Origin of the sequence: Mesorhizobium sp. M0145, assembly GCF_040322355.1 — a bacterium.
GTDB lineage: Bacteria > Pseudomonadota > Alphaproteobacteria > Rhizobiales > Rhizobiaceae > Mesorhizobium.
The window spans coordinates 131076-153473 of the sequence record NZ_JAMYTK010000014.1; the positions used below are offsets into that span (position 1 = coordinate 131076).

At 62.8% G+C, this 22398-nt stretch carries 20 protein-coding genes; 12 read left to right on the top strand and 8 right to left on the bottom strand.

The annotated features are described in order from the left end of the window. Nucleotides 1–27 precede the first annotated feature (27 nt). On the top strand, nucleotides 28–2136 hold the full coding sequence (gene recG / locus NKJ28_RS20545) for an ATP-dependent DNA helicase RecG (RefSeq protein WP_352636797.1): 2109 nt from the start codon (nucleotides 28–30) through the stop codon (nucleotides 2134–2136). On the opposite strand, the gene NKJ28_RS20550 is transcribed toward recG, so the two are convergent. Together NKJ28_RS20550 and glmS are read right to left on the bottom strand one after the other, a co-directional pair. Continuing rightward, complete coding sequence (locus NKJ28_RS20550; protein ID WP_352568789.1) at nucleotides 2088–2840, bottom strand: DUF502 domain-containing protein; 753 nt, start codon at nucleotides 2838–2840, stop codon at nucleotides 2088–2090. The two genes, recG and NKJ28_RS20550, sit on opposite strands and share 49 nt — an antisense overlap. 80 nt (nucleotides 2841–2920) lie before the next feature. Then, nucleotides 2921–4744 (bottom strand): glutamine--fructose-6-phosphate transaminase (isomerizing), encoded by a 1824-nt coding sequence (glmS, locus tag NKJ28_RS20555; protein WP_352455656.1) that lies wholly within the window; start codon nucleotides 4742–4744, stop codon nucleotides 2921–2923. 227 nt (nucleotides 4745–4971) lie between these two features. On the opposite strand from glmS, the gene NKJ28_RS20560 reads away from it, so the two are divergent. Then, a complete protein-coding gene (locus tag NKJ28_RS20560) occupies nucleotides 4972–5325 on the top strand; it encodes an ADP-ribosylation/crystallin J1 (RefSeq protein ID WP_352636798.1) in 354 nt (117 codons plus the stop codon). 1 nt (nucleotide 5326) lies between these two features. On the opposite strand, the gene glmU is transcribed toward NKJ28_RS20560, so the two are convergent. Together glmU and NKJ28_RS20570 are read right to left on the bottom strand one after the other, a co-directional pair. Next, nucleotides 5327–6688 carry a bifunctional UDP-N-acetylglucosamine diphosphorylase/glucosamine-1-phosphate N-acetyltransferase GlmU gene (gene glmU, locus NKJ28_RS20565; protein ID WP_352636799.1) on the bottom strand — a complete coding sequence of 454 codons (1362 nt, stop codon included), beginning with the start codon at nucleotides 6686–6688 and terminating at the stop codon, nucleotides 5327–5329. Nucleotides 6689–6817: 129 nt separating this feature from the next. After that, complete coding sequence (locus NKJ28_RS20570; protein ID WP_031212844.1) at nucleotides 6818–7765, bottom strand: AraC family transcriptional regulator; 948 nt, start codon at nucleotides 7763–7765, stop codon at nucleotides 6818–6820. Nucleotides 7766–7894: 129 nt separating this feature from the next. Between NKJ28_RS20570 and NKJ28_RS20575 the strand changes: the two genes are divergently transcribed. Then, nucleotides 7895–8788, top strand: a complete 894-nt coding sequence (locus tag NKJ28_RS20575; RefSeq protein ID WP_352636800.1) for an SDR family oxidoreductase — start codon at nucleotides 7895–7897, stop codon at nucleotides 8786–8788. Nucleotides 8789–8854: 66 nt separating this feature from the next. Here the strand turns inward: NKJ28_RS20575 and NKJ28_RS20580 are convergent, their stop codons facing one another. Then, a complete protein-coding gene (locus NKJ28_RS20580) occupies nucleotides 8855–9601 on the bottom strand; it encodes a cytochrome c biogenesis CcdA family protein (RefSeq protein ID WP_352530878.1) in 747 nt (248 codons plus the stop codon). Nucleotides 9602–9795: 194 nt separating this feature from the next. Between NKJ28_RS20580 and NKJ28_RS20585 the strand changes: the two genes are divergently transcribed. From NKJ28_RS20585 to rpmG, 9 genes are all read left to right on the top strand, one after another. Then, on the top strand, nucleotides 9796–10173 hold the full coding sequence (locus NKJ28_RS20585; RefSeq protein WP_352530876.1) for a COG4315 family predicted lipoprotein: 378 nt from the start codon (nucleotides 9796–9798) through the stop codon (nucleotides 10171–10173). Between the two features lie 456 nt (nucleotides 10174–10629). Continuing rightward, nucleotides 10630–13245 carry a type I DNA topoisomerase gene (topA, locus tag NKJ28_RS20590; RefSeq protein ID WP_352530874.1) on the top strand — a complete coding sequence of 872 codons (2616 nt, stop codon included), beginning with the start codon at nucleotides 10630–10632 and terminating at the stop codon, nucleotides 13243–13245. Between the two features lie 6 nt (nucleotides 13246–13251). Beyond that, a complete protein-coding gene (gene rnr / locus NKJ28_RS20595) occupies nucleotides 13252–15558 on the top strand; it encodes a ribonuclease R (protein WP_502898236.1) in 2307 nt (768 codons plus the stop codon). Beyond that, complete coding sequence (locus NKJ28_RS20600; RefSeq protein ID WP_023679976.1) at nucleotides 15558–16010, top strand: DUF983 domain-containing protein; 453 nt, start codon at nucleotides 15558–15560, stop codon at nucleotides 16008–16010. The genes rnr and NKJ28_RS20600 overlap by 1 nt, the downstream gene beginning before the upstream one ends. A gap of 72 nt (nucleotides 16011–16082) precedes the next feature. Further along, nucleotides 16083–16817 (top strand): NUDIX hydrolase, encoded by a 735-nt coding sequence (locus tag NKJ28_RS20605; RefSeq protein ID WP_352594493.1) that lies wholly within the window; start codon nucleotides 16083–16085, stop codon nucleotides 16815–16817. Between the two features lie 16 nt (nucleotides 16818–16833). Then, nucleotides 16834–18009, top strand: coding sequence for an MFS transporter (locus NKJ28_RS20610; RefSeq protein ID WP_023679978.1), 1176 nt, complete (start codon nucleotides 16834–16836; stop codon nucleotides 18007–18009). Nucleotides 18010–18152: 143 nt separating this feature from the next. Next, complete coding sequence (locus tag NKJ28_RS20615; RefSeq protein WP_352636801.1) at nucleotides 18153–18578, top strand: YqfO family protein; 426 nt, start codon at nucleotides 18153–18155, stop codon at nucleotides 18576–18578. Nucleotides 18579–18629: 51 nt separating this feature from the next. Further along, nucleotides 18630–18998 carry a YybH family protein gene (locus NKJ28_RS20620; RefSeq protein ID WP_352455648.1) on the top strand — a complete coding sequence of 123 codons (369 nt, stop codon included), beginning with the start codon at nucleotides 18630–18632 and terminating at the stop codon, nucleotides 18996–18998. Between the two features lie 319 nt (nucleotides 18999–19317). Beyond that, a complete protein-coding gene (gene rpmG, locus NKJ28_RS20625; protein ID WP_006201775.1) occupies nucleotides 19318–19485 on the top strand; it encodes a 50S ribosomal protein L33 in 168 nt (55 codons plus the stop codon). Between the two features lie 67 nt (nucleotides 19486–19552). Here the strand turns inward: rpmG and NKJ28_RS20630 are convergent, their stop codons facing one another. From NKJ28_RS20630 to NKJ28_RS20640, 3 genes are read right to left on the bottom strand one after another with little or no spacing between them, the layout of a single operon-like run. Continuing rightward, nucleotides 19553–20620 carry an ABC transporter ATP-binding protein gene (locus NKJ28_RS20630; RefSeq protein ID WP_352594494.1) on the bottom strand — a complete coding sequence of 356 codons (1068 nt, stop codon included), beginning with the start codon at nucleotides 20618–20620 and terminating at the stop codon, nucleotides 19553–19555. Between the two features lie 4 nt (nucleotides 20621–20624). After that, complete coding sequence (locus tag NKJ28_RS20635; protein ID WP_352594495.1) at nucleotides 20625–21473, bottom strand: carbohydrate ABC transporter permease; 849 nt, start codon at nucleotides 21471–21473, stop codon at nucleotides 20625–20627. Next, entirely contained in the window at nucleotides 21473–22396 is a 924-nt protein-coding gene (locus tag NKJ28_RS20640; protein WP_352636802.1) for a carbohydrate ABC transporter permease, read from the bottom strand. The genes NKJ28_RS20635 and NKJ28_RS20640 overlap by 1 nt, the downstream gene beginning before the upstream one ends. Nucleotides 22397–22398: the final 2 nt, after the last annotated feature.

A 22398-nucleotide genomic window follows, 5' to 3' on the forward strand; every position in this document is an offset into this window, starting at 1 on the left:
ACAGTCGCCGCAACATAAGCTGACATCATGCGTCCCTCCCTCCTCGATCCGCTGTTTGTCCCGATCACCTCGCTTGCCGGGGTCGGGCCAAAAGTTGGCGCCCTGATCGAAAAAGTCGTAGCAGCCGACCTCGGCGACCGGGCCGCGCGCGCCGGGGATCTCTTGTTCGTGCTGCCGCATACTGTCATCGACCGCCGCAACCGGCCTGGCATCGCCGGCTCGGCGGAAGGCGCCATCGTTACGCTCGACGTCCGCATCGACCGCCACCAGCCGCCGCCACGCGGCAACAGGTCGGTCCCGTACCGGGTCTACGCCCATGACGACACCGGCGAGATCGCGCTGACCTTCTTCCATGCCCATGCCGCCTATCTCGAAAAAGCAATGCCCGCAGGCGAGCATGTCGTCGTCTCCGGCCGCATGGAATGGTTCAACGGCCGCCCGACCATGGTTCACCCCGACCATATCGCACTTGCCGGCGACGCGGAAAACCTGCCGCTGGTCGAGCCGGTCTATCCGCTGACCGCCGGGCTCTCGGGCAAGGTGCTGCGCCGGGCCATCGGCCAGGCGCTGGCCCGCCTGCCGGTGCTGCCCGAATGGCAGGACGGTGAGTTCCGGCGCCGCCACGCCCTTCCTGCTTTTAGCGATGCGCTCAACCGCATCCACAATCCTGCCGACCCGATCGACGTCTCTGTCGACGGCGCAGCGTGGCGGCGCCTTGCCTATGACGAGTTCTTGGCCGGCCAGGTATCGCTGGCGCTGGTGCGGGCCAAGGTCCGCCGATTATCTGGCCGGCCACTCGTCGGCGACGGCCGCATAGTCGAACAACTGCGCGTGGCACTCCCCTATTCGCTGACCATGTCGCAGGAAATGGCGCTTGCCGAAATCAACGCCGATCTCGGTGACCCCGAACGCATGCTGCGCCTTTTGCAGGGCGATGTCGGCTCCGGCAAGACGGTGGTCGCGCTGCTTGCCATGGCGCGTGCCGTCGAGGCCGGCGGCCAGGCGGCATTGATGGCGCCGACCGAAATCCTGGCGCGCCAGCATCTGGCAACGATTGCGCCGTTGGCGGAACGGGCCGGCCTGCGTGTCGCCGTCCTCACAGGTCGCGAAAAGGGCCGCGAGCGTGCCGACACGCTGACCGGGCTAGCCAATGGTGACATCGACATCGTCGTCGGCACCCATGCGCTGTTCCAGGAAACGGTGACGTTCCGTGATCTCGTGTTCGCCGTCATCGACGAGCAGCACCGTTTCGGCGTCCACCAGCGCCTTGCCATTACCGCCAAGGGCGATGCGCCCGACATGCTGGTGATGACAGCAACGCCGATACCGCGGACGCTGGTGCTGACTGCATTCGGCGACATGGATGTGTCGAAGCTGACGGAAAAGCCGGCCGGCCGCCAGCCGATCCGCACCGTCACCTTGCCGCTTGAACGGCTCGACGAACTGATCGGACGCATGCTCGACGCCGTCGCCGATGGCCAGAAAATCTACTGGATCTGTCCGCTGGTCGAGGAATCCGAGGAGATCAAGCTGATGTCGGCCGAGGACCGTTTTGCCTCGCTGAAGCCGCTGTTCGGCGACCGCATCGGCCTGGTGCACGGCCGCATGAAAGGCACCGACAAAGACGAGGCGATGCGCGCCTTCAAGCAGGGTGACACCCGTATCCTGATCGCCACCACAGTGATCGAGGTCGGCGTCGATGTGCCTGATGCGACAATCATGGTTATCGAGCATGCCGAGCGTTTTGGCCTTACCCAGTTGCACCAATTGCGCGGCCGGGTCGGGCGTGGCGACAAGCCTTCATCGTGCGTGCTGCTCTACAAGGATCCGCTCGGCGAGACGGCAAAACGCCGTTTGTCGGTAATGCGCGAGACCGAGGACGGCTTCCGTATCGCCGAAGAGGATCTGAAGCTGCGCGGCGAAGGCGAGTTGCTCGGCACCCGCCAGTCCGGCACGCCGGGCTTCCAGGTGGCGCGCATCGAGGCGCATGCCGACCTGCTCGAGGCCGCTCGCGACGATGCGCGGCTGATCCTGTCGCGCGATCCGGAATTGCAGTCCGATCGCGGCACGGCGCTGCGCCTGTTGCTCTATCTGTTCGGCCGCGAGGAGGCCGTGCGGCTCCTGCGTGCCGGCTGAGGCATCGTGTCGAGCGGAGGATTGGCAAGCGCGCCGTGGATCTGCTCGCCGTTCACCGTCACTATTTTGACCGCCGGCGCCACCAAGCCGGCCGACACGATCAGCTTGGCTCCGTCCTCGATTGTCATGTCGAGCAGCACAATGTCGGATTTCGGCACATACATCAGAAAGCCTGTCGTCGGGTTGGGCGTACATGGCATGAATACGGCAATCAGCGGATCGCCTTCCCGGTCGAGCTTCTGGTTGATCTCGGTTTCCTTCTCGCTGGCGACGAAGACCAGGGACCAGACCCCTTTGCGCGGATATTCGACCAACCCGACCTGGCGGAACATGTCGCCCTTGTTCGACAGCACGGTCTCGAAAATCTGCTTCAGCGAACGGTAGATGCCGCGCACCAGCGGCATGCGGCCAAGCAGGCGCTCGCCGAAGTTGACGATGGCGCGGCCAACGATATTGGCGGTCATAAAGCCGATGAAGGTGATGAGGATCAAGGCAACGATCAGCCCAAAACCCGGCACTGGAAACGGCAGGTAGGTGTCCGGATTGTAGCGTACCGGAATGTAGGGTTTCACCCAGGAATCGACCCAGCCGATCAGCGACCAGGCAATGTAGGCAGTAATCGCCAGCGGCGCGCAAACGACGAAGCCGGTCAGGAAATAGTTTCTCAGCCGGGTCATGCCTGAGGTCTTGAGAGCATCCGACATGGTTCACCGCAGCGTGTGTTTGCAGCGCGACACTACTGAACCCCAAGGCGCTTTGGAATGGCGAAGTTTTTAAACGAGACCTATTCCACCGTTACCGATTTCGCCAGGTTGCGAGGCTGGTCGACATCCGTGCCCATGAACACGGCGGTGAAATAGGCGAGCATCTGGATCGGCAGCGCGTAGATGATCGGCGAGATGATTTCCGGCACGTCCGGCAAAACGATCGTCTCCATCGTCTTCACCGTAGCGTGTGCGGCGCCCTTGCTGTCGGTGATCAGGATGATCTTGCCGCCGCGTGCCGCGACCTCCTGCATGTTCGACACGGTCTTTTCGAAGATGCGGTCATGCGGCGCGATGACGATGACGGGCATGTTCTCGTCGATCAGCGCGATCGGGCCGTGTTTCAACTCGCCGGCAGCATAGCCTTCGGCATGGATGTAGGAGATCTCCTTGAGCTTCAGCGCACCTTCCATGGCCAGCGGAAAATTGGTGTCACGGCCGAGATAAAGCACATTCTTGTAGTGCGAGAGGTCGCGCGCGACCTTTTCGATCTGCCCGTCGAGCTTTAGCACCTGGTTCGCATAACGCGGCGCTTCCGACAGCTCGCGTATCAGCGTTTTCTCCTGCTCCTGCGAAATCGTTCCGCGCGCCACGCCCGCCCGCACCGCCAGCGAGGCCAGCACGGAAAGCTGGCAGGTGAACGCCTTGGTCGAAGCGACGCCGATCTCCGGGCCGGCCAACGTCGGCAGGATGACGTCGGATTCGCGCGCCATGGTCGATTCGCGCACATTGACGACCGCGCCGATCTTCATGCCGGCCTTGCGGCAGTAGCGCAGCGACGCCAGCGTGTCGGCGGTCTCACCCGATTGCGAGATGAAGAAAGCGGCATCGTTCTTCGACAGCGGCATCTCGCGGTAGCGGAACTCCGAAGCGACATCGATGTCGACCGGCAGCCGCGCATAGCGCTCGAACCAGTATTTGCTGATCAGCCCGGCGAGATAGGCGGTGCCGCAGGCCGAGATCGCCAGCCGGTCGATCTTGGCGAAATCGAACGGCAGGTCGAGCGGCTTCGAGACGCCGCTGACGAAATCAACATAATGCGCCAGCGTGTGCGAGATCACTTCCGGCTGCTCATGGATTTCCTTTTCCATGAAATGGCGGCGGTTGCCTTTGTCGACCATGAAGCTCGTGCTGAGCGACTGTTGGCGTTTGCGGTCGACCTTGTTGCCGCCCATGTCGAAGATATCGACCTCGTTGCGGCGCACCACCGCCCAGTCGCCGTCTTCCAGATAGGTGATCGAATTGGTGAAAGGGGCAAGCGCAATGGCGTCGGAGCCAAGGAACATCTGGCCGTCGCCATGACCGACCGCGAGCGGCGGGCCATTGCGCGCGCCGACGATCAGATCCTCGTCGCCCTTGAACATGATGGCGAGCGCAAAGGCGCCTTCCAGCCGCTTCAGCGCCTTGTGCGCCGCCTCAACCGGCTTCAGCCCCTTGGCCAGTTCGCGCGCCACCAGATGAGCGACGACTTCGGTATCGGTCTGCGAGGCGAAGCTGTAGCCGTCGCGCATCAGCTCGTCGCGCAATTCGGCGAAATTCTCGATGATCCCGTTATGGACGATGGCGACGCCGTCGGAAAAATGCGGATGCGCATTGCTCTCGTTCGGAACGCCATGTGTGGCCCAGCGCGTGTGGCCGATGCCGATCATGCCGTCGAGCGGTTCGTCCTTCAGCCGGCGCTCGAGATTGACCAGCTTGCCCTCGGCACGGCGGCGGTCAAGCCTGCCGTGCTCGATCGTGGCGACGCCGGCCGAGTCATAGCCGCGATATTCGAGCCTTTTCAGCGCATCGACGATAAGCGGCGCGACCGGCGAGTTACCGACAATTCCAACGATACCGCACATGGCGCTTGCCCCCGATTCCGACCTCAAACCCGGCGCTATTTAGAGACTGCCGGGCTGTCGCGAAAAATCACATTCCATTTCGTCCGGTATCAGCCGGACTATCCTGCACAGATGCACCATGACAGGGCGCACTTGCAATCCGGTTACTGCAATTGCTCAGTTTCTCCGCTTATGTATCCTATCTCGGCTCAACGGCTCCAGAAATCAGTCAAAGACATGATGCGGCTATGAACGAACGAATTGACACGGTGACGCTTTGGCGTCCGGTTGGGCCCCGCGAACTGGAGTTGATCCAGAGGGCAGGGATGCGCGCCTTTCCTCCTCGACTTGCCGATCAGCCGATCTTCTATCCGGTCACCAGCGAGGCCTATGCCACCCAGATCGCCCGAGACTGGAATGTGCCCGCGAGCGGATCAGGTTTCGTGACGCGTTTCGAGGTGCGTCGCAGCTTTCTGGACCGTTACAGCGTCCAGCATGCCGGCAGCCGGGCGCATCTGGAATACTGGATCCCGGCCGAAGACCTGTCGGCCTTCAACGATGCAATCGTTGGCGAAATCGAGCTTGTCGCCGAGTTCCGCTAGTCTACCCTTTTTTGCGGGCCGCCGCGGCCTGAGAAAAACGCTCTCGCAACTCCTTGCCCTTGCCGGGTAGAGTCCGCTGGCGGGCGCGGCCGAAGGCCAGCGCATCGTCGGGTACGCTTTCGGTGATGACGCTGCCCGAGGCGATGTAGCCGCCCTTGCCGATCGACACCGGCGCCACCAGCGAGGAGTTTGAGCCGATGAAGGCACCTTCGCCGATATCGGTGAAGAATTTCGAATAGCCGTCATAATTGCAGGTGATGGTGCCGGCGCCGATATTGGCACCGGCGCCGATGCGGGCATCGCCGATATAGGTCAGATGGTTGACCTTCGCGCCCTCCTCGACGATCGCCTGCTTCACCTCGCAGAAATTGCCGACCTTGGCCTTGTTTCTCAGATCGGCCCCGGGCCGCAGCCGCGCGAACGGCCCGACATCGCAATTCGACGCGATGGTGGCGCCTTCGATATGGCTGAAGGCATGGATCTTGGCCCCCGTGGCGATTTTCACGCCCGGCCCGAACCAGACATTGGATTCGACGATCGTATCGGCGCCGATCTCGGTGTCGTGCGAGAAGAACACAGTTTCGGGCGCAATCAGCGTAACGCCAGAAAGCATCGCCTCGCGCCGCCGGCGCGCCTGCCAGATACCTTCCGCCTGGGCAAGCTCGGCACGGTTGTTGATGCCGAGCGCGTTCTCGAAACTTGCTTCGGAGGCGACCACATCAAATCCCTGCGCAGCGGCGATCTCGACGATGTCGGTGAGATAATACTCGCCCTTGGCGTTCTTGCTGCCGACTTGATCGAGCAGCTTCAGCGCGTGCCTGCCGGCGACCGCCATCAGCCCGCCATTGCAGAAGGTGATTTTCTTCTCCTCGTCCGAGCAGTCCTTCTCCTCGCGGATGGCCACGAGCTTGCCGGCCTTTTCGATAAGCCGGCCGTAGCCCGAAGGATTTTCCGTACGGAAGCCGACCACGACGACGACCGCACCTTCCGCCAGCTTCAGCCGCGCCGCCGCGAGCGCTTCCGGATCGATCAACGGCGTGTCGCCAAACATCACCAAGATGTCGTCATAACCTTTTGATATTGCTGCGCGTGCGGCAAGCACGGCGTGCGCGGTGCCGAGACGTTTTTCCTGGACGAAAGCCTCGGCCTTCGGCGCAAACTTGAGTGCGGCCTTGCGCATCTCATCGGCGCCATGGCCGATCACCAGCGCCAACTCGCCGCTGCCGGCGGCTTCGGCCGCCTTGACGACATGGGCAACCATCGGCAGGCCGGCGATTGTGTGCAGCACTTTCGGCACTGCACTCTTCATGCGCGTGCCTTCGCCGGCGGCGAGGATGATGGACAGGCAGGTTCTCTGGCTCATGGGATGGCAACCGTTGAAAGGGGTCTGGAATCGAAGCGTTAGTAGCACTGGCGCCATGCTGCACCAATGCGGTTAAATTCCGGTGAGACGGTGGAACCTCCAACCCGTGACACGCTCAAGCCGATCGGCTCAGGCGGCTTCCGCCTCGTTGCGTGATGCGAAACTGGAGGCTCGGCCACGGCCGTATTGCCGTGGCGAACAGTTCATGACCCGCTTGAAGGCTGTGCTGAAGGCGCTTTCGGATTCGTAGCCGAGCGAAAGCGCTATGACGGCGACGGGATCGCTGGAATTCGTCAGCCGGTCGCCGGCCAGCAGCATTCGCCAGCGCGTCAAATAGTCCATCGGCGACGCGCCAACCGTCTCCTTGAATCTGAGCGCAAAGGTCGATCGCGACATGCCGGCCCGTTCCGCCAGTTCCTGTAACGTCCAGCCATGCGCCGGATCGTCATGCATGGCGCTGATCGCTGCGCCGATCTGTTTGTCCGCGAGGGCAAAGAGCCAGCCGATGCCACCTTTCAATCCTTCCGAAAGATGCAGCCGCAGCGCCTGAACCAGCATCATGTGGGCGAGGTGCTGGATCACCAGAAAGCCGCCCGGTTGTGGCTCGCGCAGCTCCTGCATCATCCGCTCCACCGACCAGCGCAGCGCCGACTGGTCCGACTCTTTGCGGATATGCACAATGGCTGGCAGCATCCGCAACAGGATGCCGGCATGATTGCCGCCAAGCGCGAAGCGGCTGCTGACCAGAAAGAAATCACCACCGCCATTGTGGGTCACGACACCGCCGGCTCGCGCAGGCGGAAAAATCTTGACGGCTTCAACAGGCGTCAAGCTCATGTCGCTTGCAAGGCGGAAAGGCCGTCCACTCGGCAGCAGGAAGCAGTCTCCCGTCTCAAGGCGCACTGCGTCAGCAACGCCCTCCACAGATAGCCAGCACCGGCCGGAGACCACCGCTCCGGTCTTGATGCTTTGCTGCTGGTCGGGGAACTGGATCGACCATTCACCACCAGCATCGAAACCGGCCGACATATAGTTTCGCGGCTTCAGCAGCGAGAGCACATCTGAAAGGGGATCCACAGGTCATTCCGGACGATTGCGAAGATAATACGGACTTTACCGCATAGATCGTATTTTCTCAAGCGCCTATCACGACACAACTGCGCCGCGAAAATGGTCGTGGCCAGAAACGAACAAGGAGAAGTCGTGATGCGTGTTTTCGTTACCGGAGCGACCGGATTCGTCGGTTCTGCCGTCGTTCAAGAACTCATCGGCGCCGGCCATCAGGTGCTCGGCCTCGCCCGCTCGGCGGCGTCGGCCAAGTCGCTTGCAGCCACCGGAGCCGAGGTGCATCGAGGTGACCTCGAAGACCTCGAAAGCCTCAGCAGGGGCGCAGCGGCAGCTGATGGAGTGATCCATACCGGCTTCAACCACGACTTCTCGAAATTCGCGCAAAATTGCGAGATGGACCGGCGCGCCATCGAGGCCTTGGGCGGTGCACTCGAAGGCTCCGAGCGGCCCCTGCTCGTCACCTCCGGAACCGCGCTCCAGGCGCGGGGCCGTATCGCGACCGAGGAAGATGCGCCTGTCCCCTCTTCCGCTTCGTATCCCCGCGCCTCCGAAGCGACAGCCGCCGCGCTGGCGGCACGCGGCGTGCGCGCGTCGGTTGTGCGCCTTCCTCCATCGGTCCATGGCCAGGGCGACCACGCCTTCGTTCCTATTCTCATCGACCTCGCTCGCAAGAAGGGCGTGTCGGCCTATATCGGCGAAGGGCTCAATCGCTGGCCTGCGGTGCATCGGTTCGATGCCGCCCGCGTTTACCGGCTTGCGCTCGAGCATGGAGCCGATGGCGGGCGATATCACGCGATCGCCGAAGAAGGCGTGCCGTTCAAGGACATCGCCGGCGTGATCGGCCGGCGCCTGAACGTGCCGGTCGTCGCCAAGTCCGCGGAAGAAGCCTCCGATCATTTTGGCTGGTTCGCGATGTTCGCGGCGATGGATGTCCCGACCTCGAGCGAGCGGACTCGCGCGCTGCTGGGGTGGGCGCCGAGCGGACCCGGGCTCATCGCCAATATCGACCAGCCGGGCTATTTCGAAGGCTGAACAGACCACGTCGCTGCGGCGCTTTGCGCTGCAGCGACGACCTCGGGCCTCGGCCGGGCGGCAAACCTATCCCAATTGCCCCAGCACCGGAAAATTCTCGAGCAGCCAGTAGGACACCGCCTGCACGCCGCCGGTCAGGAAAAACACGCCGGCGACCACCAGCAGCGCGCCGATGGCCTTTTCGACGCGACCAAGATGGACGCGGAATTTTCCGAGAAAGCGCATGAAAGCGCCGGAAAACAGCGCCGCGACGAGGAACGGGATGCCGAGGCCGAGTGAATAGGCAGCAAGCAGCAGCGCGCCCTCGCCCACCGTTTCACGGCCGCCGGCAAGCGTCAGGATCGGCCCCAGCACCGGGCCGATGCAGGGCGTCCAGCCAAAGGCGAACGCCAAGCCCATGACATAGGCGGCGATCAGGCTGGCCGGCTTGCCTTGCGACTGGAACCGCGCCTCGCGTGAAAGCAAAGGGATGCGCAATATGCCGAGGAAATTCAGCCCCATCAGGATGATCAGCACGCCGGCCGCCATTGCCAGCGGCTCCTGCCAGACGCGCAGCAGATGGCCGATCGTCGAGGCGCCGGCGCCGAGCGCGACGAAGACCGTCGAGAAGCCGAGCACGAAGGCGATGGAGGAATTAACCAGCGCGCCTCGCGCACCGGCCTTTGCCGCAATGCCGGCCTCGCCACGGAAATCGTCGACCGACACGCCGGCCATATAGCACAGATAAGGCGGCACTAGCGGCAGCACGCAGGGTGACAGGAACGAGATCGCTCCCGCCCCGATCGCGCTGACATAGCCGACGTCCAATGCCATTTCCGTCTCCCGGTGACTGCGCAGCCATATAGCCGCGACTACGGTCGTCCGCCAATCACCATCGCGTGGCAAGTCGTCGCCCCCGCCGGGATCGACGGGAAACGGCCCGGGAAGAAAGGGCAGTCAGGCAGCGTTGATCAAACGAAGCCGCGTTGTTCCGCGCGCTTCGTTGAAAATCTTCCAGGGAGATGTCCATGAAAACGATCGCAATCTGCATGGCTGCGCTCTTGCTCGGCACCGCCGCGTCCTTCGCCGCCGAGGCGTGGAAGGAAGCGGAAGTCGGCGGCACCAAGATCTACACTGACGCCAACGGCATGACGCTCTACACCTACGACAAGGACAAGACAGGCAAGTCGAACTGCTACGACAAATGCGCCGCCAATTGGCCGCCGCTGAAGGCTGAGGCCGGCGCCAAGGCCGAAGGCGAATGGACAATCGTCGACCGCACCGACGGCACCAAGATGTGGGCCTATGAAGGCAAGCCGCTCTACACGTTCATCAAGGACAAGAAGGCCGGCGACGTGACCGGCGAGGGCGTCGCCGGCGTCTGGCATATCGCCAAGGCCGACTGAGCCTTGAGCCTCTGATCCGCCCAAACAGGCGGAAATGCGGCTGGTCGCCGGGAAGTCCACCCAACCACCCCCGGCGGCCAGCTCTTCGGCATGGCAATTCCTATGATTTCCGGGCAAATGCCGGGCCTATGGGCACCCATCCGATTGGGCGTTTCACGCCGTCTGTTCAAGCAGGGCTGGCGCGTGATCGATGTTTCTCTTATATCCGCGGGAGAGTTTGTCCCGTTCTCCAGGATCAATTGCCGGGCTTGTCCAGCGATAGGCGGCCCATTTCCCTTGTCCAGGATTGCGGAAAATCGCATGGCGCCGCTGGGTTGCGCATTCGGTGCAGGGCCGCATTTTGGCTGCTTGGCCTTGACCGGATGCAAAAGCGCGGCCATGTGAGCGACACATTGAACGAGATTTCGTCGCGCGCAGCGGAATTCTTCTGCCGCATCACAACTGATATGAGACCGTATGGACGTCGTCGTCGTCGAATCGCCGGCTAAGGCGAAGACAATCAACAAGTACCTCGGCAAGAACTATAAGGTTCTGGCCTCGTTTGGCCATGTCCGCGATCTGCCGGCCAAGGATGGCTCGGTACGCCCGGATGAGGACTTTGCCATGTCCTGGGCCGTCGACACCGCGTCCGGAAAGCGTCTCGCCGACATCGCCAAGGCGGTCAAGGACGCCGACGGGCTGATCCTCGCCACCGATCCGGACCGCGAGGGCGAAGCTATTTCCTGGCATGTCCTGGAGGTGCTGAAGCAGAAGCGCGCGCTGAAGGACAAGCCGGTCAGCCGCGTCGTCTTCAACGCTATCACCAAGGCGTCGGTGCTGGAAGCGATGGCCAATCCGCGCCAGATCGATGGACCGCTGGTCGACGCCTATCTCGCCCGCCGCGCACTCGACTATCTTGTCGGCTTCACGCTGTCGCCGGTGCTGTGGCGCAAGCTGCCCGGCGCCCGCTCAGCCGGCCGCGTCCAGTCGGTGGCGCTGCGTCTGGTCTGCGACCGCGAATCCGAGATCGAGCGCTTCATCCGCGAGGAATACTGGCAGGTCGCCGCCATCCTCGGTACGCCGCGCAAGGAAAATTTCGAGGCGCGGCTGACCGCCTTCGAGCGCAAGAAGCTGCAAAAGCTCGATATTTCCAACAAGGCGCAGGCCGACGACATCAAGGCGATGCTCGAAGGCGCCAGCTTCAAGGCGCTGTCGGTCGAAGCCAAGCCGACCAAGCGCAATCCCGGCCCGCCCTTCACCACCTCGACGCTGCAGCAGGCCGCCTCATCGGGTCTTGGTTTTTCGGCCAACCGCACCATGCAGGTCGCGCAGCGGCTCTATGAGGGCATGGAGATCGGCGGCGAGACCACCGGCCTGATCACCTATATGCGAACCGACGGCGTACAGATGGCGCCGGAGGCGATCTCTGCCGCACGCGATGCGATCGCCAAGGAATTCGGCCCGAAATACCTGCCTGAAAAGCCGCGCGTCTATTCCGCCAAAGCCAAGAATGCCCAGGAAGCGCACGAGGCGATCCGCCCGACCGAGTTCATGCGCACGCCGGCTTCCGTCAGGCAGTATCTCGATGCCGACCAGGCGCGGCTTTACGAGATGATCTGGAAACGCGCCATCGCCAGCCAGATGCAGCCGGCCGAGATCGAGCGCACCACGGTTGAGATCGAGGCGATCAACGGTTCGCGTACCGCCGAGCTTCGCGCCGTCGGCTCGGTTGTTCGCTTCGACGGCTTCCTTGCCGCTTACATCGAGCAGAAGGAAGAAGATTCGGAAGATGAAGAAAGCCGCCGCCTGCCCGAGATCCGTGCCGGCGAGCAGCTCACCCGCGAGGCGATCAACGCCACCCAGCACACCACCGAGCCGCCGCCGCGCTATTCGGAAGCCTCGCTGATCAAGAAGCTGGAAGAGTTGGGCATCGGCCGGCCGTCGACCTATACGGCCATCCTGAAGACGCTCGAGGATCGCGATTACGTCACCATCGACAAACGCAAGCTGGTGCCGCAGGCCAAGGGCCGGCTATTGTCGGCCTTCCTCGAAAGCTTCTTCGAGCGTTATGTCGAGTACGACTTCACCGCTTCGCTCGAGGAGAAACTCGACGAAATCTCTGACGGCAAGCTCGCCTGGAAGGACGTGCTGCGCGACTTCTGGAAGGATTTTTCCGGCGCCGTCGCCGACATCAAGGAGCTGCGCGTCACCGACGTTCTCGACGCCCTCAACGAGGAGCTGGCGCCGCTTGTGTTTCCCGCGCGGGAAGACGGCTCCAACCCCCGCATATGCCCGAAATGCGGCACCGGCAACCTGTCGCTCAAGCTCGGCAAGTTCGGCGCCTTCGTCGGCTGTTCGAACTATCCAGAATGCTCGTTCACCCGCCAGCTCGGCGACGCCGCCAATCCCAATGGCGAGAACGGCAGCGGCGAAGACGGCACCAAGGTGCTCGGCAAGGACCCCTATACCGCCGAGGAGATCACGCTGCGCAATGGCCGGTTCGGCCCCTATATCCAGCGCGGCGACGGCAAGGAAGCCAAGCGCTCCAGCCTGCCGAAGGGCTGGACGGTCGATTCGATTGATCACGAAAAGGCGCTCGCCCTGCTGTCGCTGCCGCGCGATGTCGGACAGCATCCGGAATCCGGCAAGATGATTTCGGCCGGTCTGGGACGCTACGGGCCGTTCGTGCTGCATGACGGCACCTATGCCAATCTCGACAGCATCGAGGACGTGTTCTCGATCGGCCTCAATCGCGCCGTCTCGGTGATCGCCGAGAAGCAATTAAAAGGCAAAGGCGGCCGCAATGGCGCCACGCCCGCTGCATTGAAAGAGCTTGGCGAGCATCCTGCCGGCGGCGGCAAGATCGTCGTGCGCGACGGCAAATACGGGCCTTATGTGAATTTCGGCAAGGTCAATGCGACGCTGCCGAAAGGCAGGGATCCGCAATCGGTGACGATCGAGGATGCGGTGGCGCTGATCGCAGAAAAGGAAGCCAAGGGCGGCAATGGCGCCAGAAAGCCCTTCCGCAAAGCGGCCGCGCCTGCCAAAAAACCGGCAGCGGCAAAAAAACCGGCGGCCAGGAAAAAGGGATAGGACGGGTTGGCGCGCAAAGTCTCCGGAAGAAGCCACGGCGATCTGCGCACCGCCGATACCCGCGCCAAGGTGAGGGACAATTACCGGCCTTCGCGCGACGAGATCCTGCGTTACATTGCCGAAAATCCTGACCGCGCCGGAAAACGCGACATCGCCAAGGCGTTTGCGCTGCGCGGCGAAGACCGTGTCTGGCTGAAGGACATGTTGCGCGACCTGCAGGACGAAGGCCTGCTGACCAAGGAGCGCAAGCGGCTCGCCCGTGTCGGCGCCCTGCCCCACGTCGCGGTGCTCGACATCTTTGGCCGCGACGCCGACGGTGCGCTGCTGGCGCACCCGACCGAAGCCGTGGGCAATGGCGAACCTCCGGTCATAGCGATCCGCGTGTCGCGCGGCGGCAATGGCCCGACACCTGGCATCGGCGATCGCGTGCTGGCCAAGACCTTTCCAACCGACGATCCGGCAGGCCCGGCCTATACCGGCCGGGTGATGAAGATCTTCGAGAAGCGCACCGATGCGGTTCTCGGCGTTTTCCGCGTGCTGAAGGACGGCACGTTCCGCATCGAGCCGGTGGAGCGGCGCCAGCCTGAACTGGTCGTCGACAAGGAGTTCCAGAACGGTGCCAAGAACGGCGACCTGGTCGAGGTCGAGCCGGCGCGGGCCTCCCGGTACGGGCTGCCGAGAGCCAAGGTTCTGGCGGTGCTGGGTTCGCTGACCAGCGAAAAGGCGGTCTCGATGATCGCCATCCACGCGCACGACATCCCGCATATTTTCCCAGCCGACGTCATCGCCGAGGCGGAGGCGGTCAAGCCGGCGACGCTTGCCGGCCGCGACGATTGGCGCGAGCTGCCGCTGGTCACCATCGATCCGGTCGATGCCAAGGATCATGACGACGCGGTGTTGGCCACGCCTGATACCGACGAGAAGAACGCCGGCGGCGTGATCGTCACCGTCGCCATTGCCGATGTCGCCGCCTATGTGCGCTATGGCACGGCGCTCGACCGCGAAGCGCTGAAGCGCGGCAATTCGGTCTATTTTCCCGACCGAGTCGTACCGATGCTGCCGGAGCGCATCTCGAACGACCTCTGTTCACTGCGCGAGGGCCAGGATCGTCCGGCGATAGCGGTGCGTATGACTTTCTCGGCCGATGGCCACAAACTCAGACACTCCTTCCATCGCGTCATGATGAAGTCGGCGGCGAAACTCGCCTATCAGCAGGCGCAAGCGGCGATCGACGGCGCACCGGATGACACGACTGGCCCGATCCTCGATACGGTGCTTAAGCCGCTATGGGACGCCTACGCGATCCTGAAGCGCGGCCGCGACACGCGCCAGCCGCTTGAGCTCGATCTGCCCGAGCGCAAGATCCTGCTCAAGCAGGACGGCACCGTCGACAAGGTCGTCGTGCCGGAGCGGCTCGACGCGCACAAGCTGATCGAAGAGTTCATGATCCAGGCCAATGTCGCCGCCGCCGAGACACTGGAGGCGAAGCGGCAGGCGCTGGTCTACCGCATCCACGATTCGCCCTCGCTCGCCAAGCAGGAATCGCTGCGTGAATTCCTGCAGACCCTAGGCCTGTCGCTGGCGCGCGGTGCGCAGATGCGGCCGAACCAGTTCAACGGCATCCTCGCTCGCGTGCGAGGCGCCGACAATGAGGGACTGGTCAATGAAGTGGTGCTGCGCTCGCAGAGCCAGGCCGAATATTCGCCCGCCAATATCGGCCATTTCGGCCTCAACCTGAAGCGCTACGCGCATTTCACCTCGCCGATCCGCCGGTATGCCGACCTGATCGTGCATCGTGGGCTGATTGCCGCACTCGGCCTTGGTCCGGGCGGCCTGACGCAGGACGAGGCGGAACGGCTGGAAGAGGTCTCAGCACTGATCTCGGCGACCGAGCGCCGCGCGATGGCCGCCGAGAGAGACACGGTCGACCGGCTGATCGCCGCCTATCTCGCCGAGCGCATCGACGACCGTTTCGACGCCCGCATCTCGGGCGTCACCAAATCGGGACTGTTTGTCCAATTGCCGCAGTACGGCGCGGATGGCTTCATTCCGGTTTCAACGCTGGGCGGCGACTACTATATATACGACGAAACTGCCCGATCGCTTTTCGGAGAACGCACCGGCAAGGGCTATCAGCTTGCTGATCGCGTCGAGGTTCGCCTGATCGAGGTGGCGCCGATGGCCGGCGCGATGCGTTTCGAGATGCTGACCGAGCCAAAGCCGCTGCCCGGCTCCAAACGGTCGTTCCACAAGGCCAAAGGCCGCGCCCGGGCGTCGCAATCGCGTCCAGGCTCGCGCGGCAGGAGACGGTAATGCCAACAGAACTGCAGGTGGAAGAACGGATTTTCGGCGGCGAACATCACTCGGGCCGGACCGCCCGGCCGCTATGGACGGCAATGAAGCGCGGCATGCTCGGCCGCTGCCCGCATTGCGGCGAGGGCAAGCTGTTTCGCGCCTTCGTCAAAACCGTCGACAAATGCGATCATTGCGGCGAGGAACTTCACCACCATCGCGCCGACGACCTGCCGGCCTATCTTGTGGTGGTCATTGTCGGCCACATCGTGCTCGGCGCCTTCATGGGTGTCGAGGCAACCTCGACGCTGTCGACCTGGCAGCACATCGCCATCTGGGTGCCATTGACCATCATTCTCGCCGTCGTCCTGCTGCAGCCGGTCAAGGGCGCTGTCATCGGCCTGCAATGGGCGTTTTATATGCACGGCTTTGGCGGTGAAGAAGATCTGATCGAGTCGCATCCCGAGGCTTGAAACCGAGGCTGGCGCAATCGGCATGGCTGGACGCCACTTTCGCATCGGAGAAGATTCCGCTAGGTCGAGCGCATGGACGTTATGACCAAGGCGGAAGTCGACAAGGTTGAGCGGAACGCGCTCGAGGCCAAGCCTATACGCCCGCGCGACGCCGCGACGCTGATCCTGCTCGATCGCAAAGGCGACGAATTCCTGGTGCTGATGGGCCGGCGCCACGCCCGTCATGCCTTCATGCCGGGAAAATTCGTGTTTCCTGGCGGCCGCACAGATCCGGCCGACAGCCGCATCCCGATAGCCACCGCACTTCATCCCGAGGAAGAAGCGAGATTGACCGCTGGCATCGGTCGCACCAGCCCGGCTCGCGCCCGCGCCATTGCCTTGTCGGCAATCCGCGAAACCTATGAGGAGGCCGGCCTGCTGATCGGTCAAAAAGGCGTGTTCGCAACCGCCAGGCGCGACTGGCAGGGCTTTGTCGAACACGGCGTCATCCCATCACTGCAAGCGCTGCGCTTCGTCGCACGCGCCATCACCCCGCCCAACCGGGTGCGCCGCTTCGATACGCGCTTTCTCGCCGCATGGCGCGACGATGTCGCCGTGCAACTGCCGGATGGCGGTCCGACCGACGAGTTGGAAGACGTCGTTTGGCTGCCGCTGGCCAAGGCCCGGCAAGTCGATATTCCAGACATCACGCGCACGGTCCTGGAGGAGCTGGAAACCCGGCTCGTCCGGGATCCGCTGCTGAGCCCCGGCGGTCCCGTGCCGTTCTACCGGCTTGTCCGCAATCGCTTCGTCCGCGAAATTCTCTAGAGCAGCCAGGCATTCCATGACAGTCGATATCCAGCCGCAGGGCAAGGAACGCGTACACTGGCTGCCGATGGTCGCGGCGATCTCGTCGATCAGCGTCGTCGGCATTGCCATCGGCCTTGGCATGCCGCTGCTCAGCGTGATCCTGGAAACGCGTGGCCATTCCGCGTCGATGATCGGTCTCAACACCGCGGTCGCCGGCCTCGCCTCTATCGCCGGCGCGCCGCTCGCCACCCCGCTCGCCATGCGGTTCGGGGTCGCCTGGACGATGCTTGCCATGATCGCCGCCGGGGCGCTGGCATTTGTCGGTTTCCATTTCGCGCCAGCTTTCTGGATGTGGTTTCCGCTGCGCGTGCTGCTGCATATCGCGCTGACGGTGCTGTTCATCCTGTCGGAATTCTGGATCAGCACCTCGGCGCCGCCACACCGGCGCGGACTGGTCCTCGGCATCTATGCCACCGTGCTGTCTCTCGGCTTTGCCGCCGGGCCTTGGCTGTTCGCCCATCTCGGCAGCAGTGGCTTCCTGCCCTTCGGCGTTACCATCGCCTTGGTTACGCTCGCTGCCATACCGGTCCTGGCGGCACGCAACGAGAGCCCGACGATCGTCTCGGACGGCGAAACCAGCAATTTCCTGCGTTACATCTGGCTGGTGCCGACGGCAACCGCCGCCGTGCTGGTGTTCGGCGCGGTCGAGACCGGCGGCTTTGCACTGTTCCCGGTCTACGGTAGCCGCATCGGCTACTCAGAGGCGGACGCCGCCCTTTTGCTCACCATGATCGGGCTTGGCAATGTGCTGTTGCAGATCCCGATCGGCATGATCAGCGACCGCGTCAGCGACCGCCGCTATCTGCTGATGGCCTGTGCCACTGTCGGGCTTGCCGGCACGGTCTTCATGCCGTTCTTCGCGCATAACTGGCATTTGATGGCAGCGCTTCTGTTCATCTGGGGCGGTGTGGTCGCCGCTATGTATACAATCGGTCTTGCTCACCTCGGCTCCCAGCTTTCCGGCCACGAACTGGCCTCCGCCAACGCCGCCTTCGTTCTCTGCTACGGCGTCGGCATGGTGCTTGGCCCGCAGGCAATCGGCATCGGCATGGACGCTTTCGGGCCGTCGGGCTTCGGTTGGGCGCTCGGCCTGTTCTTCGCCTGCTATATCGTGCTGGTCGGCACCAGGCTGCTCCGCAAAATCCTCTGAGTCGGCCCAGCTGCCGACATCGCTCCCACTGCTGACCAACTCCTGACACAACCATGTCAGGAGGGCTCGAGTATATGCTCCCCCAAAATGCATAGCAGGGAGACCTCGGATGATCGATTGGCTTTGAAACGAAATCGCTGCGGATGGAATTGCTGCTGCTGGTGACCTTTCAGGCACCGGCAGCCGATGTCGACCGCATCATGGAGGCGGTGGTCGCGATCGTACCGCTCGGAATGGGCAAATATGACAGCAATGCTTTCCAGTCGGCGGACGGCATCGAACGCTACCGGCCGCTTGAAGGTGCCGCCGCCGGCGCCGAGACGGAATTGCGCAGGCGGCCAGGGACTGTCGAGGTGTCGTTCGAACTGCCTGACGACCAGAAGCTCGCCGCTCGCGTCGTCGAAGCGATTTACCAGGTTCATAGCTATCAGGAGCCGGTGATCCGCATTCAGCCACTGCTTGCCAGCCGCTCCAAGGGTCTCGACGACCGCGCCAACCCGAACCGCTGGTGGAACACGACGGGAGACTGGAAGAAGGCGTTGCAACCGGAAACCGTCGCGGCGGAGTGACCGGAACCTGGTCGTATCTCGGTTTGAATTTGGCTGTCAGGAAGCCTGCCGATGAATGATGAAGCAAACCGCAAACCGGCAAGCGATCCCCAGGACCTGGCGCGGCTATTGGTTTCTCGCGAGCAAGCGGGAGACGCGGAAGGAATGGCTGCTCTTTACGAACCCGGTGCCATCCTCGCTACCGGCAACGGACAGTTGGCCTGCGGCAGAGATGCCATCCGCCGATTTTACGCCAAGTTGGTGGCAGCGGGACGAAAGTTTGATCTCGGAGATCAGCGTCCGGCTATCATCAACAGGGATTTGGCGCTCACTTCCACGCGCCTTGCCGATGGCACCGTTACTGCGGAAATCGCTCGCCGGCAAGGTGACGGGAACTGGCTTTGGGTGATCGATCAGCCGTCCATCGCTCGATACTCATAGCTAGCATTCAAACTGAGACGCCACCCGGAGGACGGCCGGAGGCACACAGGAGCCTCCCGCGGCTGTCGGCACCCAATCAAATTGTCGGGTTTTGGTAGCACATCAATGTCCGCTTCGTCCCCAGCCTCCATCGGCTGGCAATAAACCCGGACAACTCATGTGCTACCTAATCCGGACAACTCATCTGCTTACGACACAGAACCTGGACAAGGGTTGACTTTCCGGGCGCGTTCTTTATGTGTCGCGGCAAGTTTCCCGCGTCCGGGTGTTTCCCGTGCTCCAGCGGCCAAAACTCCACGAACATTAACGGACGAACATCATGGCCAAAGCCGCAAACATCAAGATCAAGCTTCTGTCGACCGCCGACACCGGTTTCTTCTACGTGACCAGCAAGAACAGCCGCACCAAGACGGACAAGCTGTCGTTCCGCAAATACGACCCGGTCGCCAAGAAGCACGTCGAATTCAAGGAAACCAAGATCAAGTAATCGGGTTTTCTCTCGCAGTACCGAAACGCCGCCTTCCGGGCGGCGTTTTTCATTTCGGGATGCAGGATTAGCCGATGCGATCGCCGCTTGCCGGATCGAACAGATGGAGCGATGCCGGATCAGCCGATAGGCGCACGGCCTCACCCGGCTTCACGCTGGCCCGGCCCATGGCAAACACGCAGACCTGCTGGCCGGCAAGCCCGGCATAGAACTGGGTGGACAGGCCGAGCGGCTCCACGACACCCACCTCGCCCTTCAGCGCGCCATTGTCGGCGAGCCGGATATGCTCGGGCCGCAAGCCGACGGTGATCGCATCGCCATCCCTGAGCGGCAGGCCGTCCGGCAGCCTCAGCTTCTGGCCGTCGGCCAGGATGGCATCCGGCTTGGCGCCCTTTTCAACTACGGCAGGCAGAAAATTCATGCCGGGCGAGCCGATGAACCCGGCGACGAACATGTTGACCGGCCGGTCGTACAGATCGAGCGGCACACCGACCTGCTGGACGAGGCCGTCATGCATGACGACGATGCGGTCGGCCATTGTCATCGCTTCGGTCTGGTCGTGGGTGACATAGACCGAAGTGGTCTTCAATTGCTGGTGCAGCGCCTTGATCTCGGCACGCATGTGGACGCGCAGCTTGGCGTCGAGGTTCGAAAGCGGCTCGTCGAAGAGAAAGACCTTCGGGTCGCGCACGATGGCCCGTCCCATGGCGACGCGCTGGCGCTGGCCGCCGGACAATTGCCGCGGCAGGCGTTGCAGAAGCGCATCGAGCCCGAGCCGCTTGGCGGCACTGTCCACCCTTGCATCGATTGCCGGCTTGCCGGCCTTTCTCAGCATCAGGCTGAAGCCCATGTTCTTCGACACGTCCATGTGCGGATAGAGCGCGTAGGACTGGAATACCATGGCAATGTCGCGGTCCTTTGGCGCGATGTCGTTGACCAGGCGCTCGCCAATATGGATCTGCCCGTCGGAGACCTCCTCCAGCCCGGCGATCATGCGCAGCAGGGTCGATTTCCCGCAGCCGGACGGGCCGACCAGAACGACGAACTCGCCGTCGGCGATTTCGAGATCGACCGCGTGCAGAACGCGCACGGCTCCATAGTCTTTGCGGACTTTGTCGAGTGTAACGGAGGCCATCGATCTATCCCTTGACGGCGCCGGCGGTAAGGCCGGTGACGAGGTAGCGTTGCAGGAAGGCAAAGAAGACGCAGACCGGGATCAGCGCCAGGATGGAAGCAGCCATCATCTGTCCCCAGTCGACCGCGAATTTGCCGATATAGGTGAGCAGGCCAACCGCGAAGGTCTTCTGGTCGTCGCTGGAAATCAGCATCAGCGCAAACAGCAACTCGCTCCAGGCGGCGGTAAAGACGAAGCCGAGCGTCGCGCCCATGCCGGGTAGCGTCAGCGGCACGATCACCTTGCGCATCGCCTGCAGGCGCGTGCAGCCGTCGATCATGGCTGCCTCTTCCAGGTCTCTCGGGATGCCGTCGAAGAAAGATTGCATCAGGAAGGTCGCAAAGGCCGTATTGAACGCGGTGTAGATGATGACGAGGCCGGTCAGGCTGTTGATGAGGCCGATCTGTCCCATGATGCGGTAGATCGGCGGAATGACCATCACCAGCGGAAAAGTCTGGGTGAGCAAAAGCAGGATGGCCAGGGTCGCCTTGCCGCGGAAGGAAAATCGCGACATGGCGTAGCCGGCCAGCGTGGCAATGACCGTTACGAAGGCTGCCGTCGACACCGAAACGATAACGCTGTTCAGGAAATAGCGCGGAAAATCGGTGGCTTCGAGCACGGTGACGAAGTTCTGCAGCGTCGCTTGCGACGGCCAGAAAGTGATGCCTTCGGAATAGAGCAGCCGCTCCGGCGTAACCGAGATCTTCAACGTCCAGAAGATCGGGAACAGCGCGAAGGCCATATAGGCGGCGATGGCGCCGTAAAGGCCGATGCCGCCGAGAATGCGCGAGGAGACGGAGCGTCCGGCAATCATCAGACGTACCTCACCAGCGAGCGGCGGATGCCTATCAGCGCAATCGCATAGACGATGAGCAGCACAAGCAGCAGCACCGCCACCGCCGAGGCATAGCCCTTATCCAGTGACTTGAACGCGCTGACATAGATATAGACCGGCACCGTGGCGGTCGAACCGGCAGGCCCGCCTTCGGTCATGACGAAGATCAGGTCGGCGAATGTGGCGATCCATATCGTGCGCAGCATGACGGTAATGACGATGGTCGGCGCCAGGAACGGCAGCGTCACCTTGGTGAAGCGCTGCCACGGCGAGGCGCCGTCGATCGCCGCCGCCTCATGCAGTTCTGACGGGATCGACTTCAACGCCGCCAAAAGCGTGATGGCAAAAAAGGGAATGCCGAACCAGACATTGGCGACGATCGGCCCCCACATGGCTGTCGAGGGATCGGAGAGCACGTTGGTTGGCTCGGCTTTCAGCCCCAAGGCGTAGAGCCAATGCGGCAGCGGCCCGATGATCGGGTTGAACAGCCAGGCCCAGGTCAGGCCCGAGAGGAAGGACGGTACCGCCCAAGGCAGGAACACCACGGCCTGCACGATCTTTCTGCCCCGGAACGGCGTATCGAGCAGCAGCGCCAGGCCAAGTCCAAGGAAAAATTGGAAGAACAGGCTGGCTGCCGTCCACCATAGGGTGTTGACGAGCGCCTGCCCGAGCACAGGATCCGACAGCATCGCCTGATACTGCCCAAGCCCGACATATTCGGATTTGAAAGCGGAGAATTTGCGGAACGAGTAGCCGACACCGATAACCAGCGGCACCAGGAGCACGACGACCAGCAGCGCGATCGCCGGGCTGAGATAGAGCCAAGGCTCGATCGCGGCATGCGATAGCCGCTTCTTTCGCGGCCTGCCGGCGGATCGGATTTCGGACACGGCATAGGTCATTG

Coding starts and splice junctions, on each gene's coding strand:
- recG (WP_352636797.1), top strand. CDS start 28: ATGCGTCCCTCCCTCCTCGATCCGCTGTTTGTCCCGATCACCTCGCTT.
- NKJ28_RS20550 (WP_352568789.1), bottom strand. CDS start 2,840: ATGTCGGATGCTCTCAAGACCTCAGGCATGACCCGGCTGAGAAACTAT.
- glmS (WP_352455656.1), bottom strand. CDS start 4,744: ATGTGCGGTATCGTTGGAATTGTCGGTAACTCGCCGGTCGCGCCGCTT.
- NKJ28_RS20560 (WP_352636798.1), top strand. CDS start 4,972: ATGAACGAACGAATTGACACGGTGACGCTTTGGCGTCCGGTTGGGCCC.
- glmU (WP_352636799.1), bottom strand. CDS start 6,688: ATGAGCCAGAGAACCTGCCTGTCCATCATCCTCGCCGCCGGCGAAGGC.
- NKJ28_RS20575 (WP_352636800.1), top strand. CDS start 7,895: ATGCGTGTTTTCGTTACCGGAGCGACCGGATTCGTCGGTTCTGCCGTC.
- NKJ28_RS20580 (WP_352530878.1), bottom strand. CDS start 9,601: ATGGCATTGGACGTCGGCTATGTCAGCGCGATCGGGGCGGGAGCGATC.
- NKJ28_RS20585 (WP_352530876.1), top strand. CDS start 9,796: ATGAAAACGATCGCAATCTGCATGGCTGCGCTCTTGCTCGGCACCGCC.
- topA (WP_352530874.1), top strand. CDS start 10,630: ATGGACGTCGTCGTCGTCGAATCGCCGGCTAAGGCGAAGACAATCAAC.
- NKJ28_RS20600 (WP_023679976.1), top strand. CDS start 15,558: ATGCCAACAGAACTGCAGGTGGAAGAACGGATTTTCGGCGGCGAACAT.
- NKJ28_RS20605 (WP_352594493.1), top strand. CDS start 16,083: ATGGACGTTATGACCAAGGCGGAAGTCGACAAGGTTGAGCGGAACGCG.
- NKJ28_RS20610 (WP_023679978.1), top strand. CDS start 16,834: ATGACAGTCGATATCCAGCCGCAGGGCAAGGAACGCGTACACTGGCTG.
- NKJ28_RS20615 (WP_352636801.1), top strand. CDS start 18,153: ATGGAATTGCTGCTGCTGGTGACCTTTCAGGCACCGGCAGCCGATGTC.
- NKJ28_RS20620 (WP_352455648.1), top strand. CDS start 18,630: ATGAATGATGAAGCAAACCGCAAACCGGCAAGCGATCCCCAGGACCTG.
- rpmG (WP_006201775.1), top strand. CDS start 19,318: ATGGCCAAAGCCGCAAACATCAAGATCAAGCTTCTGTCGACCGCCGAC.
- NKJ28_RS20630 (WP_352594494.1), bottom strand. CDS start 20,620: ATGGCCTCCGTTACACTCGACAAAGTCCGCAAAGACTATGGAGCCGTG.
- NKJ28_RS20635 (WP_352594495.1), bottom strand. CDS start 21,473: ATGATTGCCGGACGCTCCGTCTCCTCGCGCATTCTCGGCGGCATCGGC.
- NKJ28_RS20640 (WP_352636802.1), bottom strand. CDS start 22,396: ATGACCTATGCCGTGTCCGAAATCCGATCCGCCGGCAGGCCGCGAAAG.